Genomic DNA, 19,227 nt, shown 5'->3' with positions numbered 1-19,227 from the left:
AACGTCATGTGGTTTGCACCATTACATGTTAAAATACAAATTGTTTGCTGCCTGTGCAGCTTGATTATGGAAAAAAATTATGAAAATCGCCAAAAATTCTGTTGTGACACTGGACTATGAAATGTTCAATGCTGATAACCAGCTGATCGACAAAACTGAAGAACCGATTAGCTATTTGCATGGTGGCTATGACGGTATTTTTCCGTTGGTTGAAGAACAGTTACATGATAAGACGGTTGGCGATGTAGTAGATGTAAAACTGGCACCAGATGATGCATTTGGCGAACAGGATGAAGATCTGATTCGTATTGAACCATTGGATGTGTTTCCGGTTGAAGTTGAAGTGGGCATGATGTTTGAAGCAGATGACCCGGAAACTGGTGATGTAATGGTTTATCGTATTACCGATGTGGCAGATGGTAAAGCTGTCGTCGATGGTAATCATCCGTTGGCTGGACAGTGTATTCGTTTTAAAGCAACTGTAAAAGATATTCGCCCTGCTACTGCAGAAGAACTGGAACATGGTCATGTACATGGAGCGCATGATCACCATCATCACTAATTAGTTACATTACTGGGTAATTAAACCTGAAAAAAGGAAGTTTCGCTGAATGCGCAAACTTCTTTTTTTTTTAATTCCGGCAATATTCAGCTTCTCACTGAAATACTGCATGTTATTGTCTCTGATTTACTGATTCACAGTATTAGTTTCAGACGGTATGATAAACCATGCATTCATTTTCTTATTAATGCCATTATGACTCCCGAACAAATTCTTGCAGCAGCACGTCCGTATTCATTGTTTCTAAGCCGTTTACTGGATAATCAGTTACTTAATACAGACAAACTTTATCCCTGGCTGGAACGGCAACTGACCATTGATGATTTCCGGGATTTCGCTGACTGGGCGCAATTACAGAGCAGTGAAAATGAAGCTGAACTGGCACGCCAGTTACGCCTGCTGCGCCGTTATGTAATGGCACATATTATGGCTCGTGATTTGGCGCGGGTAAGCGATTTAAATGAAGTCACTGTAACCATTACTCATCTGGCGGATTTCGCTATAAATATTGCTGAGCAGTATGCACATGCCTACTATGCTGGTTTGTACGGACAGCCAATCGGTCAGTATAGCGGGGATAAGCAACGCCTTAGTATTGTAGGTATGGGGAAAATGGGTGGCTATGAGCTGAATGTATCGTCTGATATTGATTTAATTTTTGTGTTTCCGGAAGCCGGAGATACTGATGGTAAACGACAGAAGAGCAATCAGGAATTTTTTACAAAAGTCGGACAGAAAATCATTGCTCTTTTAAATGATATTACCGGAGATGGTCAGGTTTTTCGGGTTGATATGCGTTTGCGTCCAGATGGTGATTCCGGAGCACTGGTAATCAATGAAACCGCATTAGAGCATTATCTGATTCAGCAGGGACGGGAGTGGGAGCGTTATGCATGGACAAAGGCGCGTCTGGTCACTGACTATCCGAATAATATCGCAGCACTGGTACGACCTTTTGTGTATCGCAAATATCTGGATTTTAATGCTTATGACGGCATGCGCAACCTGCACCGGCAGATACAGCGTGAAGTTACCCGTAAAGGTATGGCCGATAATATCAAGCTTGGTGCCGGTGGTATCCGCGAGGTGGAATTTGTTGCCCAGATATTCCAGTTAATACGGGGCGGACAGGTACGCAGCCTGCAATTAAAAGGCACACAGGAAACGCTGCATGCTTTGCTTCAGCACGGTATGCTGTCGCAGGATAGTGTCGATACATTACTGAAAGCCTATTATTTTTTGCGGGATACCGAACACCGGCTGCAATACTGGGATGATCAGCAAACCCAAATGTTACCAACTGGTGAAAAGCAACAGCAAATGCTGGCACAAAGTATGGGATACAGCGACTATAAAGATTATCTGGCTGCCCTGAATCAGCACAGACAGGCTGTACACCAGATTTTTGAAGCAATATTTACTGAACCGGAAGACAAAGCCAAAGTAAACGATCCAGATATGTTGCGTGTATGGCAGGATGAAAGTGACAACAAAGAAAAAATCGCTTTGCTGACTGCACATGGGTTTGATGCCAAAAATGTATTACAGCGGCTGCAACAATTGCATCATGGCAGTCAGTACCGGCAGTTATCGTCTACTGCACAAGAGCGTTTTGACGAAATCATACCGTCAGTGCTTAGCATTGCCGCAAAATGTCCGCAAGCGGATGTTACTTTAGCCCGTTTACTGGATTTTCTTGAGGCTATCGGCCGGCGCAGCTCTTATCTGGCATTTATGCATGAGCATCCTGAGGCCCTGGAAAAACTGGCTGGTTTAATGAGCCAGAGCAGCTGGGTAGCTACTTATCTGCAGCAACATCCGGTATTGCTGGATGAGCTGCTCAGCAATGAATTAATGCGTATAAATACTGATTGGGCAGCTCACTCGATTGAACTTGAGCATCAGCTTGATGAGTGTCACGGTGATGTTGAAGCCCAGATGGATGTTTTACGCCGGTTTCAGCATGCATGGACTTTCCGTCTGGCTGTGCAGGATCTGGCTGGCTTGTGGACAGTTGAGTCCTTATCCGACCAGCTTTCCGCTTTAGCAGATTTGATTATTCATGCTGCACTTACAAGAGTATGGACTGAATTACCACGCAGGCATACTGATACTGCGCACTTTGCTGTGATTGGTTATGGCAAATTAGGCGGCAAAGAGCTGGGCTATACTTCTGATCTGGATTTGGTTTATGTATTTGATGATAATCATCCGGATGCTGTCGATACTTATACTCGTCTGGCACGCCGCTTGACCAGCTGGCTCACTGTTCCGACTGGCGCCGGCATGCTCTATGATATTGATTTACGCCTGCGTCCGAACGGAGATTCCGGTTTTACCGTCACACATATACAGGCTTATGAGCGCTATGAACGTGAAAGTGCATGGACATGGGAACATCAGGCTTTAACACGTGCCCGCTTTATTGCCGGAGACAGTATAGTTGGCAGACGCTTTGATGCTGTACGGAATGAGATACTGTGTCGTCAGCGTGATGCAGAACAGCTTCGGAAAGAAATTATTGCCATGCGCGAAAAAATGTTCCCTACACATCCTCCAGTTGACAGTAACGTGAAATATGCCCGCGGCGGTGTCGTTGATGTGGAATTCATTGTGCAGTATCTGATTCTGTCTTTTGCACATCAGTATCCGCAATTATTACAAAATTATGGCAATATTGCTTTACTCAGTATTGCGGCTGAGCTAGGGCTGATTGACACTAAACTGGCGGAAGGCAGCCGTACTGCGTATCGTTATTATCGGCAGCTACAGCATAACACCCGTCTTCGTGACGCAGTCACTACGCCCATAGATGCTTCCTTACTTGAATATTATCAGGTAGTGAAGAAACTATGGAAACAGGTATTTGCCGCCGAACCGTCGGAGTAAATATTTTATCTGTCGGTTTTCACTTCCGCTAAATATAAAATCCTTATTCATCAGTTAAATTCCATCGTTATGCTGCTTGATATGAACAAAGCAGACAGCTACAATCAAAGGTCGCACTAGCTTTCAAACTGGTCTACTGTAGTGAACCAACTGATATTTGACTTTGACGATCGTAGCTATCCCGGATTTGATAAATTTCTTGGCCATACCAATGCGGAACTGATTTATGTGTTACAGCATCAGGCTGACCCGTTTATCTTTGTCTGGGGGGAAGCAGGCAGTGGTAAAAGCCACTTGCTCAAAGCATGGGTGGCACAAGCACAGTCACGCGGACTGAAAGCTGAATATGTTGATGCAGCCAGAGAAGGTCTGGGACACTGGCTGTTCGATCTGGACTGTGTTGCCGTAGACCAGATTGAATTACTCAGTGCCACTGAACAGCAGCAACTATTTTCTCTTTTCAATCATTTTCGCAACAGCCGGCACGGTAATCTGCTTTTAAGTTCAGCAATTCCCCCTCAGCAGCTAATGATTCGTGAAGATTTACGTACACGCATGGCCTATTGTCTTGTCTACGAAATCAAACCATTAAGTGATGATGAAAAATTCAATGCTCTGGTAGGCATGGCTCATGCAAGGCAAATACCGGTTGATGCAGAAGTAATCCGCTATTTGCTGGCTCACTGGCGCAGAGATCTGGATAGCTTGCTGCTGATGCTTAATACCCTGAATGATTATTCACTGGCGCAGGGTAGACGCATCACTCTTACATTATTGCGCCAGTTACTTAAACAACAGGAAAATGCATGAATCTGGCTATTTTTGACCTTGACCACACACTGATTAACTGTGATTCAGATAATGAATGGCCGAAGTATCTGATGCAAAAAGGACTGGTAGATAAATCGTTTGTTGACATGAAAAACGACAAATTCTACCAGGATTACCTGAATGGCTGTCTGGATATTGATGAATTTCTGAAATTCCAGCTTGCACCACTGGCGCGTTTTAGCCGCGCAGAGCTGGATGAAATGCATAATGAGTATATGCGCGATTTTATCGTGCCGCATATTTCTACTATGGCTAAAATGCTGGTACAAGGTCATCGCGATGCTGGTGATGAAATGCTGCTTTTGTCTGCTACTAATGAATTTATTATCGCACCCATTGCAAAAGCGTTTGGTATTCAGAATATTATCGGCGTGCAGTTAGAAACAGATGCAGACGGTAACTATACCGGACACTATACAGGTACGCCCAGTTTTAAAGAAGGCAAAGTTACCCGCTTGCAGCAGTGGCTAGCACAGCGAGGACAGCAGCTGGAAGATTTTACTAAAGTGTATTTTTACAGTGATTCGCATAATGATTTGCCCTTGCTCAATTTGGTAACTGATCCGGTTGCCGTTAATCCTGATGAGAAACTCGTGCAGTATGCCCATCGCCATGGCTGGCCGATACTGAATTTTATGTAATGACGTATCATAATTTTGGCAGACAGTATACAGATTTCAGGCTAAGTGATCGCTATCAGCCCACTTTACGTGATTTAAATGCAGTATGGCTGGCCAATTGAAATGGAAGGTGGCGATTATCAGATACTGGATAATCCGAAGCTGGCTGTTCTTGAAAAGGGCGGATACACATTGATAAAAAGCTTATTGAGGTTGTCTAGCTAAAGCCAGAAAGCTGGGTGTAAAAAAAACTCTATGTTGAAATTCATACCAGTCTGAAGCCGGCAATATACCTTTATCTACAAGCCGGTTTTAAGGAAATCACTGGTCAGGCAAATACTTTTAACTTATTAAATATGCATATGGAACTTACTTTATAATCTTTAAATATAATATATTGAATTCGATATTTAAAAGAAAAGCCGGCGTTTCAGATATCAGGTGCGCCGGTTTATTGATATATCAGTTAAAATTTGCTGAAATCATTGTCTGATTAATAGCATAGTTTTCATTTAAATAAATTATATTCTGAATAATATGGTCAGATTATAAAACTATAATTTCTCTTTTTAATTAGTTTAACTGAACTGTATTTCCTGAGTTTATATAAATTAATCAGTAGGCTGTATTGTATGAAATATGATGATTCAGACTGAATATAAATTAACCGGTAAAAATAATTTTAATAAATACCGACTGTTGTTTTATAAAAATAAGAAAACGTATTTTCCGGTTTAAAGAATAGTTGTTTTAAATCCAGTAGAATCGCAAGAACCGGATGTTTACAATGAATGGCAATTGATTATACTGATAATAAAGCGGTGTATGATTTTGTTAATTAACGCTATAATGTGAATAACTTTTATCTTGGCCATATTTAGTAAATTGCTCGGGTAAAAGTGACTTTTTAGCGTGCTCTTTCAAGAACAGCTTACTGGTGTTGAAAACCTAAGACTGAGAAAAGATATGGATGAATTAATCAAAGAAGCAGCATTACATTTTCACGAAGAACCCCGTCCCGGTAAAATTCAAATTACGCCTACCAAACCATTGGCTACTCAATATGATTTGTCACTGGCCTATTCACCGGGTGTGGCTGCACCGTGTATGGAAATTCACCGTGATCCCCTGAATGCATACAGATATACTGCACGCGGTAATCTGGTTGCAGTTATTTCCAATGGTACAGCGGTACTGGGTTTGGGTAATATCGGTGCTCTGGCCGGAAAACCAGTAATGGAAGGTAAGGGAGTACTGTTCAAAAAATTCGGTGGTATTGATGTATTCGATATCGAAATTAATGAAACTGATCCGGACAAACTGGTAGATATTATTGCTTCACTGGAACCGACATTCGGCGGTATTAACCTTGAAGATATTAAAGCACCGGAATGTTTTTATATTGAGAAAAAACTGCGTGAGCGTTGCAACATTCCGGTATTCCATGATGATCAGCATGGTACAGCAATTATTACTGCAGCAGCGATTAAAAATGGTCTAGAAGTTGTTGGTAAAGATATCAGTCAGGTTAAACTAGTATGTTCCGGAGCCGGTGCAGCAGCGATTGCCTGTCTGGAGCTGCTGGTTGCGCTGGGTATGAAGCGTGAAAATATCACTGTGTGCGATTCAAAAGGTGTGATTTACCAGAATCGTGAAGAAAACATGGTGGAATCGAAAAAATTATTCGCTATACCGGATAATGGTCAGCGTAAGCTTGCTGATGCTGTTCATGACAAAGATATTTTCCTCGGATTATCTGGTCCGAATGTGTTGAGCGTGGATATGCTCAAAACTATGGCCAAAGACCCGATTATTCTGGCTATGGCTAATCCGACTCCGGAAATCTGGCCGCCTGAAGCTAAAGCTGCACGACCGGATGCGGTAATTGGTACCGGACGTTCTGATTTTCCGAATCAGGTAAATAATGTTCTATGTTTCCCGTTTATTTTCCGTGGTGCACTGGATGTAGGTGCAACTACCATTAATGAGCAGATGAAGCTGGCCTGTGTGCATGCTATTGCTGAACTGGCCAAAGCTGAGCTGAGTGATGAAGTTTCTGCTGCTTATGGCAACACCGAGCTTTCTTTTGGACGTGAATATCTGATTCCTAAGCCATTTGACCCTCGTTTGATTGCTGTAGTGGCGCCTGCTGTAGCCAAAGCAGCTATGGATTCCGGTGTGGCAACTCGTCCAATTGATGACATGGAAGCCTATGTAGAGAAACTGAGTCAGTTTGTCTATAAATCCAGCCTGTTTATGAAACCGGTATTCTCTCAGGCGAAAAAAGAACTGAAACGTGTGGTATTGTGTGAAGGTGAGGATGAGCGTGTTCTGCATGCAACGCAGCACATTGTTAACCACAAGCTGGCCTTCCCGATTCTGATTGGCCGGCCGGCAGTAATTGAAGCACGTTCGAAAAAACTAGGTCTGACTATACAGCCAGGCAAGGATTTTGAGATTGTTAATAATCAGGATGATCCTCGCTACCGTGAATACTGGCAGGCTTATTACGAGCTGCGTAAACGTCACGGTGTCACCGAGGAAATGGCCCGGCGCCGGATGATTAGCAGTTCTACTCTGATTGGTGCAATGCTGGTGCGGATGGGCAGTGCCGATGCATTACTGTGTGGTACGGTAGGTCGCTTCCATGATCATTTCAATATTCTGGAAGAAGTAATCGGCTATAACAATCCTGAACAGAATGCCTGTGCTATGAACGCACTGATTATGACCTCAGGTAATATGTTTATTGCTGATACCTATGTTAATCCGGAACCGACTGCAGAGCAGATTGCTGCTAATACACTGATGTGTGTTGATGAAATGAAACGTTTTGGTATAGAACCAAAAGTGGCTTTGTTGTCCAATTCAAACTTCGGTTCACTTGATCAGCCAAGCAGCACCAAAATGCAGGAAGCGCTTGCTTTAATTAAAGAGGCATCTCCGGAGCTAAACGTTGATGGTGAAATGCAGGGTGATCTGGCATTGGATGAAAAACTGCGTCAGAAACTGATGCCGGACTGCAAACTCAAAGGTGCCGCAAACTTGCTGGTAATGCCGAATGTTGAAGCAGCGAATATCAGTTATAATCTGTTACGTACTTCATCTCATGGCGTAACGATTGGCCCGATCCTAATGGGTATGAATGAATCTGTACATATTGTAACTCCTATGGCTTCTGTACGCCGTATAGTAAATATGGTGGCTTTGGCTGCTGTAGATGCCCAGCGTAAATAATCGCTGAATTCTAGGAGAATCATGCAGGCTGTCTGTGTTTTCAGACAGCCTTTTTGTGTCAATTATGGAGACAGTTTATGAGTAATGTGTCAGCACCCCAGACTGCACCTAATTATATTACCCCTTCGGGCCATCAGGCTTTACAGGATGAGCTTTATCAGCTTGTTCATAAAGAACGCCCTGAAATTGTTAATGTGGTGAACTGGGCAGCGGGTAATGGTGACCGAAGTGAAAATGGTGATTATTTGTATGGAAAACGCAGGTTGCGTGAAATTGACCGACGTATCCGCTTTCTGACTAAAAGACTGGAAGCTGCGCAGGTTATTGATCCTGAAGCACGTGAACCCAGTGATCAGATTTTTTTTAGTGCTACTGTAACTATTTTACGCGGCAATGGTCAGGAGCAGACTGTACATATTGTTGGTACAGATGAAATCGATACCAGTAGAAATAAAATTTCCTGGGTTTCACCGCTTGCGCGTACTTTATTAAAAGCACATGAAGGTGATGAAGTGCGTTTGCATGGCCCTGACGGAGTGGAAAATATTGAAATATTAACAGTAGAATATATTCGCATTGAATAATGTACACATACTCATGAATAGTGTTAATATTCGTTATAAAATTTAATTTTAACAATTTATATACGTATGTATTGCTGCAAAAATATATGTATAAAATAAATTTTGTATAAATAATACAGAATTATTTCCAGTAGTAACATTTTGCAATAACAAACCCGATATCACTGCCGGATTTTTTATTATTACTGTATCCAAACATGAATCCAAAACTCGAACCGATTTTCAAACAACTCAATGCCCTTATTCTGGGCAAACAACAATTGCTGATACAAATTGTTACCTGTGTACTGGCACGCGGGCATATTCTGCTTGAAGATGTACCAGGAGTTGGTAAAACCACACTGGCGCATGCACTGGCAGCGGTACTGGGATTAAATTATCAGCGCGTACAATTTACTAACGATATGTTACCGGCTGATTTACTGGGTGTCAGTATATTCCAGCCAAATTCCAATGAGTTTATTTTTCATCCGGGACCGGTTTTCAATTCTTTTTTACTGGCTGATGAAATTAACCGTGCTTCTCCCAAACTGCAATCGGCTTTGCTCGAAGCTATGGAAGAGGGGCAAGTATCTGTGGATGGTAAAACCTATGCGCTGCCGAAACCATTTCTTGTAGTTGCTACCCAGAATCCGACAGAACAGCTGGGTACTTACTCTTTACCTGAATCGCAGCTGGATCGGTTTATGATGTGTCTGAGTATTGGCTATCCGGCAGAAAAAGAAGAAAAACAGCTCTACATCTCTGGCGGGCGTCGCCAGTTTGTGCCACGCATTAAAGCAGTATGCAATGCGGAAATATTACAGCAATGGCAGGCAGAAGTATCCAAAATAAATTTATCTGCAGCTGCAGCGGATTATATTTATCGGCTAGTTGCAGCTACGCGTACTCCGGGTACATTCGCAGTCGGGCTGAGTCCGCGTGCCGGATTGGCGGTAGTTCAGGCTGCAAAAGCATATGCATGGGTACAGGGAAGGGCACATGTTGTTCCGGAAGATGTGAAAGCTGTCTGGGTAGCAGTAGCGGCACACCGCCTGCAACCTTTACAAAGTCAGTCCCGAAGCAGTACTTTACTTACAGGAATGCTGGACCATGTGGCTGTGGTCTGAGACACCTGCACCTACACTTATTGACGGGCACACAGCTTTGCGTGCACGTAATATACGTGTCAACCTGACACGTATGGGCTGGGGTGTGGCTATTGCCAGTTTTCTGTTATGGGTTATGGCAGTTAATTATCAGGTAAACGTAGCCCATGCACTGGTGTTCTGGTTAGTGGGCATTTTATTATTTGGTGCACTTGCCGGTGTCCGCCAGCTTACCGGGATAGTATTGGCGATTAAACCCCAACAGGAATATTTTGCTGGTAAAGAATGTGTTCTGACTTTGCGAGCCTGTGACAGCTGCAAACGTACACGCTGGTTATGGCTGCAAACAGCACAGGAAATAACCGGCACAGCCAGTGACTGGGAATTGTGGACAATTACACCAGAAAATACTGAATTTCTCTGGAAATTACCTCCGCAGCGCCGTGGTATTCTGCCACCATTAATACTTGCCGGAGCCAGTATGGCGCCGTTTGGGTTGCTGATGATTAAAACTCAATGGGAATTTACTGAAGAACTTGTGATTTTTCCGGAACCTTTAGAACATACTATTTCAGCACAGCGTAGCAGTGATGACGAACCCAGCGCCCAAATCAGTCTGAGCGGTCAGGATCCGGCTTATCTGCTGCCTCATCAGAGTTCAGCTTCAATGCGGCAGATAGCATGGAAACATTATGCCAAAACAGGTGATTTATTGGATAAATATTTTGAACAGGGAGGTAAGCGGGTAGAGCCGTTACTGATTTCCTATCGGGATTATCCTCAGGGAACCAGCCTGGAAAAGATGGCGAGTATGATGTGCTATCGGGTACTGGCAGCAGATGCTATCGGGGAAAAATATATACTGGAGTTACCAAGACAGCGCTATGAGGCAACGACAGGTCAACGGACAAAATGTCTGAATGCTTTGGGTAGATGGTAATGTGGCTTGCTGATCCGGTTTTTTTACGTAAATCCCCATCTGTACGCACTCAGCTTATTCTGTTACTGATGCTGGCATGGGTATCGTTACCCTTATTATTTGAATTACCTCTGAGTGTGTGCGCTGCATTCGCTCTGTTGTGGATTGCGCGCGTTGCTTTGCTGTTTACCAGTATTAAAAAATTGCCGTTATGGGCATTAATAATATTGCTGGTGGCTACTTCTGTATGGGTATATTTTCGTGTGGGAACGATTATTGGCCGGGATGCCAGTGTTTCTTTGCTCATGTTAATGATAATACTCAAGGCATTTGAGGGTGAAACGTTACGCGACTGGCAAATATTATTATTAGCTCAGCTAGTACTGATGGGCGGCGGTCTGCTGTTTAATCAAAGTATATTAATGGCTCCCTGGCTGATTGTAGCGTTGTTCTGCCTGATTTCATCTCTGGGATTACTGGCGGGTATCAAACCGATGACGGCAATACGGCAGGGCGCAGTAATTTTAATTCTGTCTTTTCCACTGGCCGTTATTTTATTTATAGCGATGCCGCGCAGAAATACGCCATTATGGGGTGTGCCGCAGCCGCAGCAATCATCTGTTACAGGATTGTCGGATACCCTTGAATCAGGGAGTGTCAGCAATCTGATTTTAAGTAATGAACTGGCTTTCAATGTTATCTTTGATAATGATGCTATTCCACGCAATGCTGATATGTACTGGCGTGTAATGGTAATGGGTAATAACACGGATGGAAAATGGCATGCGGTAAAAGAACAGTATACGGATGAAGATACTTTACAGCTGCCAAGCAGAGCTTTGCTGGAACAGCGTACCGACAGCAAAATGGTAGGATATCAGTTGATTATTCAGGATGATCACGGGCGATTACCGGCTCTGGATCAGCCTTTGCCTAATGAACAGTTTGGTTTCAGCCGACGAGTTGGTAACGTTGTCAGGGTCAATAATAGTCGCGAAGGTTTGCGCAGGGTACATTTATATTCTCAGATGACACCATACCTGCGTCAGCAAATGGATCAGGGTTTACTGAATTATTATACGCAGTTGCCGGCTGAATTGAATCCTGAAACCCGCAGACTGGCAAAACAGCTGGCCGATAAGTCCGGTGGCAGCGAAGAGTTTATCAATCATATACTAACTTATTTCAAAAGCAGTCATTTTCAATACACTCTAACCCCAAAACGGAACCAAGAAACACAGAATAAAATAGATTATTTTTTATTCGAGGGACATGAAGGTTTTTGTGAAGATTATGCAGATGCTATGGTGTGGCTGGCTCGTTCAGTCGGTGTACCGGCACGAATCGTAATTGGTTATCAGGGAGGAGAATATCACCCTGACAATAAGTTCTGGCAGATTCGCAGTAAGGATGCACATGCATGGACTGAAATCTGGATTGCTGAAAAGGGTTTATGGAAACGGGTAGATCCGACCACGGCAGTTTCATCAGTGCGTATAGACAAAGGGGTGGAAAGTGCTTTACCGGCAGAACAGCGTGCCGGATTATCTTCAGCTTTTCCGTTATTACAGAAATATCTGGATAATGGTCAGTTTTACTGGCAGCAATGGGTGGTTAATTATGATAGGGGCAGTCAGAAGTCAATACTTAGCTGGCTGAATTTAAAAAATATACCTATATATGTATTGATAATAGTCATTATAATCGCAATTGTCATTACGTCTCTTCCACTGATTTTCTGGTTACGCCGTCAGGGTAATGTGCAGACTCAGCCATTAACCGATGGTATTAATCTGCTTAAGCAGACTACTGTAGAAGGTGAAGAGTCAGAATTATCTGCAATCGGTCCGCTTGAGTTACAAAATATTCTGGCAGAGCATAATTTGCTTAATGAAGATTTGGCTGCTTTATTGACACAGTATATAGACTGGCAGTATGGAGCAGCAGGAATGCCAGACATGCGCAGCCAGCGCAAATGGTTGCGTAAAATGAAGAAAGCTGTACGCAATCTGTAATTATGCCGATTATCCTGATACATCATATTGAAGTTGTCTGGATAAATTATTAAGCACAGAAACGAAAACTACCCAGCAATCAATGTTATCAAGAGCTGGGTAGTTTATTATTACGTTTTATGACCATATTAATTTTTAGATCAGTCGTGTTTCCGTATGGTCTGGAATGCCTGACTTTCCGAAATCACTACTGACAGATAACTTTTACTCGGTTTGAATAAAAGTTAAGAAATAACAATACTTTAAATTCTTTGGAATGAAAAGGAGTAATTAATGTTAATAATTAACTATTTGATTTTAAAAAATATAAAAATAGAATAGATTGTTGTTAAAAATATAATATTTTTTAATTTTGAAGTTGCTTTAAGATTGTTGGTGCTGATGGATATTTGTATCTTGCATCACTAAAATTTTATTTCATATTAATTAGCTATCTTTATGAATTAGAAAAATATTTTATGTTAAATGTATAAAAAATTTTGATGTCTATTTTCAAAATGTCAGAAGATAAAAAAGAAATAAAGAATATTAGCCACAGCGCCAGACTTTTTTTCCTAAAATTATAAAATTATCTAGATGATTAGAAGAAATTTTAATAGTTTCATAATCACTATTTGAGCTTATGAGATTTATACCATCAACGGTTTGACGGATTTGTCTTATAAAAAAATGTTTATTGTAAATAATAGCATATGTTTCATCATCAACAGGCTCAACATCATTAGTGTTTATTATAACAATGTCGTTATTTTCCAAGTTAGGAGCCATGCTGTTACCTTTTACACGCATGGCACGCAAATCATCAGAGATTAAATTTTTAGATGTGAACCAATTATTATTTATCAGTAGTGGTTCTTCAAATTCTGATAAAACCCAATTGATATTTTCATGATTTTTTGATAAATCAATATTGTATATCATAATTTTTTTATATTCGTCACTGGGACTGCGGTTTTCAGTTGGTTTTGGATTTTCATCTGTTTGTATAAAATTTTCCCCTGTATATAGCCATGTAACCGTTACTCCTAAAATTTTTGCTACTTCCTCTAACCGTTTTCTTTTTGGAGCTGTGGCTTTAGTTTCATCTTTATTTTCCCATAGTTGGATAGCTGTAATTGATATATTTAACTTTTCTGCTAATTCAGCTTGGGTTAAACCTTTATTAGTTCTAGCTTGTTTAATACGGCTATGAATAGTGTGCATAAATTTTGACTTATTTTTTATTTCAAATAATAAAAGATTCAAGAATACAATTAACTTATTAATTTAAATAATTATTTTTGATTAATGTGTAAAAAACGCCCGCTGTATCAATCAGCGGGCCTGTTAAAAGGTTTAGATGTTATTTTTGATCATATCAATAACTTCTTTGCCTTTACCTTCGAGGATGGCTTTAGAACCATACCAGACCATGTTTTTCACATTTTCATAGCTGATTGCCGGTGGCATTATCAGTTCTTTGTCACTGATTACGACATCCAGTAATGCCGGACCTTCGTGTGCAAGAAATGTTTTTACAGCAGCCTCCAGCTCAGAAGATTTGCTTACGCTTTGAGCACTGAAACCACAGCCTTCTGCAATGGTTTTGAAGTCACCGTTTTTCAGGTCAACATAGACTTCTACCAAACCTTCGCCTTTTTGTTCCTGCTCCACGAAGTTCAGGGAACTGTTGTTGAAAACAACTATTTTAATCGGCAGATTTTCCTGTTTGGCAGTAAGCAGATCACCCATCAGCATGGCTAAACCGCCATCTCCGGATAAAGAAATGACCTGTCTGCCCGGAAAGGCTTTCTGGAAACCATAAGCCTGAGGCATACCGTTTGACATGGTGCCGTGTTTAAGGCTGGTCAGGAAGCGTCGTTTGCCATTCATGGTTAAATAACGGGCTCCCCACAGCATTGGAGTTCCTACATCTGCGGTAATCAATGCATCATCACTGGCATACTTATCTATCAATTCTATTAGTTGCTGCGGGTGAATTGGATGTTTGTCATCCGGAGTGGCATACGTTTCAAATTTATCCATAATTTTGGCAAATAAAGTGGTATGGTGCTCCAGAAAACTGCTGTCGTTACGAGTCTGTATTTTCGGCAAAATTGTTTGCAGAGTGGTTTTAACATCACCAACCAGCCCCAGATTAATGGGATGACGCAAGCCTAACTGAGTAGCTTCATGGTCAATCTGGATGATATTGGCCTTTTCCGGATAATATTCAGACCATGCAAAGCTGCAACCGAGTAATAATAAGGTATCGCAGTTTTTGATGGCATCATAACCAGCCTTAGTACCAAACATCCCGGTCATACCCACCTGATAAGGGTTATCCCAGGCAATGCTGTCTTTAGCACGGGAAGTGTGTACAACTGGTGCCTTTAGTTTTTCTGCCAGTGCAATTACTTCATCATGTGCATCTTTAGCACCAAAACCAGCGTAAATGGTGATTTTATTTCCCTGATTAATCGCTTTAACCAGTTCTTCTATTTCGTTATCATTCGGACGGGTAACTGGCTGCGGGTGCCATATTTTTACTGGTTTCTCAGCTGCTTCCATTTTGCTGATGTCGCTGGGCAGGATGACAACGGCTACACCGCGTTTATTAATGGCGGCCTGTGCGGCCTGAGTGAATATACGCTGAGCTTCTTCCGGCTGGTTTACCATCTGGCAGAAAACGCTTGTATCCTGATAGACCTTGAGGAAATCCACTTCCTGCGGGAATCCGGTGCCCATAGAAGTGGCGGCCAGCTGACTGGCAATAACAATTACTGGTGCATTATTGCGGTTGGATTCGTATAAGCCGTTAATCAGATGCAAGCTGCCGGGACCACAGGAACCAGCACATGCAGTAAGTTTGTTTGTAATCAGAGCTTCAGCGCCGGCAGCAAAGGCAGCTGCTTCTTCGTGACGTGTATGCACCCAGTTAATACTACTTTTTTCTATCGCTTTGCCAACAAAGTTCAGGGTATCACCGATGATGCCGTAACAGTTGCTGACACCGGCTTCGGTAAGAACATCAACCAATATTTCTGATACAGTTTTCGTTTTAGACATGCTGTATTTCCTCTTAAAATTGATTATTTATTTCAAAAATAATAAAGTAAATATTTTCTTGCTATTTATTTATATAACCATATGTTATAAATAAATAAAATTTTTATATTAATTCTTTATCAATATTGTTTGTATTGTAATATTGTGTAATCAACAAAACAAGATTATTGTTGAAAATCATTTAAAAGCGATATTTTCGAATAAATTTTTATAAAAATGGCAGCCTTTATGTTTTGCCGGCTGCCAAAAAACTGCTTAATAATCAGATTGCGCGGTCATCAAACAATGGAATGCGGGTAATCCGGCTAATGCTGTGCATATAATCCAGCACCGGCGCAGTCCATTCGATTCCTTTGACCATAGTCATATTGCGCAGTAAGGGAAATAAAAGAATATCTTCCATTCCAAAAGTACCATTACTACCGTGATCATTCACAATCAACGGCGATAGTGCAATCAGATCGGCATTGAACCGGTTAATATAGGTTTGACTATTTTGTAAATGGTGCTGAAAATCACCAAAAATAGCAGTTTTTTTGTTGATGAAATAATTGATGGCATTCTGAGTAGCAAACTCAGGCAGGTTGATACTGATGCAGCGCGGTAAAGTCAGGAAATTACGGTAAGTATCAACAATTTTTATCCAGCCCTCAATTTCAGGCCGTACTGTATTGTTTATAAGAGCAGTACCAGAAAGCTGGTCAATGTAGTGAACGATATCCAGACTTTCTCCCATGGCAGTACCATCATCTTTTACCAGAATCGGTACCATTTTTTTTCCGATTAATTTATTCGGAGTGTCTTCATCATCATTCAGCAGATAGATATTTTCTACCGGTACTATTTTTTTACCGAATATCATTCTGGCTCGTACACAGTAGGGACAATGGTCATAAATATAAAGTTGCATTCAGATTTCCTTTTCGGATTTAGTGTGTTGATTAAATGTACAATATACAAAAAATATCATGTTTTAATATTTATACTGATAGTTTCGTATTGTTAAATAAGCGATAAATACTGTCAGGTAACAATAATACTGATTAAAATAATCTGTTATTGTAGATTGTGTATTACAAATATTAATTAATATTATACATATATTAATTAAACTTAGTTTACGGTTTTTTCATGAGTTGCGATGTCTTTAATCAAAATCTGGATTTTTTTCAAAACTTACAATTACATTTGGCTGATGCCCTGGCAAAAGAGGATGGTACTGCGGGGTTTGTAACAGATGAATGGTCTGGCAAATTGGGAAACGGGCGCAGTATGGTGCTCAAACAAGGTGCTGTGTTTGAACAGGCTGGCGTTAATTTTTCTCATGTTAAAGGTAGCTCTATGCCGGCTTCAGCTGTGCGTAAACGCCAGTATCTGGCAGGAGCTCCTTATGAAGCAATGGGGGTGTCACTGGTTGTGCATCCGTGTAATCCATATGTACCTACCAGTCATGCGAATGTACGCTTATTCATTGCATATCCGGAACGCAGTAACCCGGTTTGGTGGTTTGGCGGCGGTTTTGATTTGACCCCTTTTTATCCATTTATTGAAGATGTAGTGCATTGGCATAAGGTTGCTTATGATGCGTGTCTGCCTTTTGGTGAGACGGTATATTCAGAATTTAAAGAGTGGTGTGACCGTTATTTTTATCTGCCTCACCGGCAGGAACAGCGAGGCGTAGGCGGATTATTTTTTGATGATTTAAACCGCTGGGATTTTGCTCGCTGTTTTGCTTTTATACGAGCAATAAGTGCTGCTTATTTACAAGCTTATCTGCCTATTGTGGCGCGGCGCAAAAATATGGATTTTGGCGAGCGTGAACGTCAGTTTCAGTTATACAGGCGCGGACGTTATATTGAATTTAATTTATTGTGGGACAGAGGCACTCAGTTTGGTTTACATGCCGGCGGGCGAACAGAATCTATTCTGATGTCTATGCCGCCTTTAGCCCGCTTTGAATATCAGTATGAACCGGTAACTGGTTCTGCTGAAGCAGGTCTGGCCGGATATTTACGGGCGCGTGACTGGCTGGCAGAAGCAGAAAACTGTCTGGTTTGAGTAGTAAAATTATTATATATACTGTTTAACTTTGTTTTTTGTTCAATCCTTGCTGGCAGGATAGTGCTGTAAGCAGACACAGGCAAATTGGCATTATCATGTCGGGCGTAATATTGGTTATTTCCAATACAAATAATATGGCGGTAAGAGGCATTTTTTGCTGTACTGCCAAAAAAACGGTAGCTCCGGTCACTACTGCGGCGACTATGGGAACAGGTGGCAGCATGCTGTTCCATGCAGTGGCTGCCAGTAATGCAATCAGACCGCCAAGCATCATTGAAGGAGTAATAAATCCCCCGTATGCTCCGGCACGGGTGGCCAGTAGAAGCGCCAGCCATTTACCGATTAATAGTGCCAGAGCATAATGCCAGCTTATCTGGTCATTAAATAACAGTTCATTACCGGCTTTTCCGTTACCAAGTATCTCCGGCAGTTGCATGGACAAAACCCCGATGAGTATAAAGGTACCGATACTGATAAAGATCAGCTTGGGGCTGGTACGTACAGCCGGTTTGCAATAGGCGAGCTGGTATTGTAACAGCCATGAGAATGCAACAATCAGTGGTCCCAGCAACAACGACCAGATTAACAGTGGACTGTTCAGGGTAATTGCCGGTAGCTGATAGGCTGGCTGGCTACCCAGTCCGATCCGGCCTACCCATGCTGCGGTTGTACAGCAGATTAAAGCCGCAATAACAGTATTGCGCTGGAAACTGAATAATAAAGTTTCCAGTGCAAACAGAGCACCGGCCAGAGGTACATCAAAAACCGCGGACAGACCGGCGGCTGCACTACAGGCAAGCAGGACTTTTCTCTCTTCTATACTGATGTTAAATCGCCGGCCGATAAAATCAGCAATGGCTGAACTGATTTCACGTGGCGCTGTCTCACGTCCGAGAGGTGAACCCATGCCTACTGTGAATATCTGTAACATACCATGAAAGAAAGTAGAAACTAATGGTATAGGTGTGGCATTGTTGCCAATTGCCTCCCTGATATCAACCAGTTTGGGAGCAAAACGGTGCAGCAGGTACCAGCCGGCGCCCGCTATTACGCCACATGCACTTAATGCAAGTAAACGATGTATGGCTGTGGTTTGTTCGACAATATTACGAAATGTGATGCCGTCTGTACGGACAATTCCGTACACTAACTGCTGGATTAAATGCAATAATCCGATAAGTGACATGCCTGCCACGCCGGCGATGGCACCACAAAATAGTAATAAGGCAATCAGTTTCGGACTTAATCTGAACATGGCACGATAAATTTGCGATAAATCAAAGATACTTTTGCATTTTAAATAACGATATTGTAAACGACAGCACAGAATTTGCCGAATTTTGGCACGCGTCTGTGTTAAAATCAGAATATTT

14 protein-coding genes are annotated in these 19,227 nt (G+C 41.8%); 10 read left to right on the top strand and 4 right to left on the bottom strand.

The window, feature by feature from the left end:
• Window positions 1–79: 79 nt before the first annotated feature.
• The 9 genes from GYY70_RS04310 (at window position 80) to GYY70_RS04270 (ending at window position 12,745) form a co-directional block, all read left to right on the top strand.
• The gene (locus GYY70_RS04310) at window positions 80–562 is read left to right on the top strand and encodes a peptidylprolyl isomerase (protein ID WP_025330351.1); all 483 of its coding nucleotides are present in this window, start codon (window positions 80–82) and stop codon (window positions 560–562) included.
• A 195-nt stretch (window positions 563–757) separates the two neighbouring features.
• A complete protein-coding gene (glnE, locus tag GYY70_RS04305; RefSeq protein ID WP_174831388.1) occupies window positions 758–3,451 on the top strand; it encodes a bifunctional [glutamate--ammonia ligase]-adenylyl-L-tyrosine phosphorylase/[glutamate--ammonia-ligase] adenylyltransferase in 2,694 nt (897 codons plus the stop codon).
• Window positions 3,452–3,592: 141 nt separating this feature from the next.
• The gene (gene hda, locus GYY70_RS04300) at window positions 3,593–4,261 is read left to right on the top strand and encodes a DnaA regulatory inactivator Hda (protein WP_037392794.1); all 669 of its coding nucleotides are present in this window, start codon (window positions 3,593–3,595) and stop codon (window positions 4,259–4,261) included.
• Window positions 4,258–4,923, top strand: a complete 666-nt coding sequence (locus tag GYY70_RS04295; protein WP_037392796.1) for an HAD family phosphatase — start codon at window positions 4,258–4,260, stop codon at window positions 4,921–4,923. Before hda ends, GYY70_RS04295 begins: the two co-directional genes overlap by 4 nt.
• Window positions 4,924–5,868: 945 nt before the next feature.
• Window positions 5,869–8,139 (top strand): NADP-dependent malic enzyme, encoded by a 2,271-nt coding sequence (locus GYY70_RS04290; protein WP_084585204.1) that lies wholly within the window; start codon window positions 5,869–5,871, stop codon window positions 8,137–8,139.
• Between the two features lie 77 nt (window positions 8,140–8,216).
• Window positions 8,217–8,723, top strand: coding sequence for a transcription elongation factor GreB (gene greB, locus GYY70_RS04285; RefSeq protein WP_084547692.1), 507 nt, complete (start codon window positions 8,217–8,219; stop codon window positions 8,721–8,723).
• Between the two features lie 197 nt (window positions 8,724–8,920).
• Window positions 8,921–9,832, top strand: a complete 912-nt coding sequence (locus tag GYY70_RS04280) for a MoxR family ATPase (RefSeq protein WP_174831387.1) — start codon at window positions 8,921–8,923, stop codon at window positions 9,830–9,832.
• Window positions 9,816–10,751 carry a hypothetical protein gene (locus GYY70_RS04275; RefSeq protein WP_096765647.1) on the top strand — a complete coding sequence of 312 codons (936 nt, stop codon included), beginning with the start codon at window positions 9,816–9,818 and terminating at the stop codon, window positions 10,749–10,751. The genes GYY70_RS04280 and GYY70_RS04275 overlap by 17 nt, the downstream gene beginning before the upstream one ends.
• Entirely contained in the window at window positions 10,745–12,745 is a 2,001-nt protein-coding gene (locus GYY70_RS04270; protein WP_174831386.1) for a DUF3488 and transglutaminase-like domain-containing protein, read from the top strand. The genes GYY70_RS04275 and GYY70_RS04270 overlap by 7 nt, the downstream gene beginning before the upstream one ends.
• Window positions 12,746–13,273: 528 nt before the next feature.
• Here GYY70_RS04270 and GYY70_RS04265 read toward each other — a convergent pair.
• The 3 genes from GYY70_RS04265 to grxB all read right to left on the bottom strand — a co-directional run bounded on the left by GYY70_RS04265 (window position 13,274) and on the right by grxB (window position 16,703).
• Entirely contained in the window at window positions 13,274–13,948 is a 675-nt protein-coding gene (locus GYY70_RS04265) for a LexA family transcriptional regulator (protein ID WP_174831385.1), read from the bottom strand.
• Between the two features lie 132 nt (window positions 13,949–14,080).
• A complete protein-coding gene (locus GYY70_RS04260; protein ID WP_174831384.1) occupies window positions 14,081–15,793 on the bottom strand; it encodes a thiamine pyrophosphate-dependent enzyme in 1,713 nt (570 codons plus the stop codon).
• 262 nt (window positions 15,794–16,055) lie between these two features.
• Window positions 16,056–16,703, bottom strand: a complete 648-nt coding sequence (grxB, locus tag GYY70_RS04255; RefSeq protein ID WP_037392813.1) for a glutaredoxin 2 — start codon at window positions 16,701–16,703, stop codon at window positions 16,056–16,058.
• A 221-nt stretch (window positions 16,704–16,924) separates the two neighbouring features.
• Here grxB and hemF point away from each other — a divergent pair, with 221 nt between their 5' ends.
• Window positions 16,925–17,851 carry an oxygen-dependent coproporphyrinogen oxidase gene (gene hemF, locus GYY70_RS04250; RefSeq protein ID WP_174831383.1) on the top strand — a complete coding sequence of 309 codons (927 nt, stop codon included), beginning with the start codon at window positions 16,925–16,927 and terminating at the stop codon, window positions 17,849–17,851.
• Window positions 17,852–17,876: 25 nt separating this feature from the next.
• On the opposite strand, the gene GYY70_RS04245 is transcribed toward hemF, so the two are convergent.
• On the bottom strand, window positions 17,877–19,109 hold the full coding sequence (locus GYY70_RS04245) for a chloride channel protein (protein ID WP_174831382.1): 1,233 nt from the start codon (window positions 19,107–19,109) through the stop codon (window positions 17,877–17,879).
• Window positions 19,110–19,227: the final 118 nt, after the last annotated feature.

It is taken from the genome of Snodgrassella sp. ESL0324 (assembly GCF_013344955.1).
Classification (GTDB): domain Bacteria; phylum Pseudomonadota; class Gammaproteobacteria; order Burkholderiales; family Neisseriaceae; genus Snodgrassella; species Snodgrassella alvi.
The sequence above is the reverse complement of the archived record's forward strand: the minus strand, read 5'-3'. Positions and strand labels throughout refer to the sequence as shown.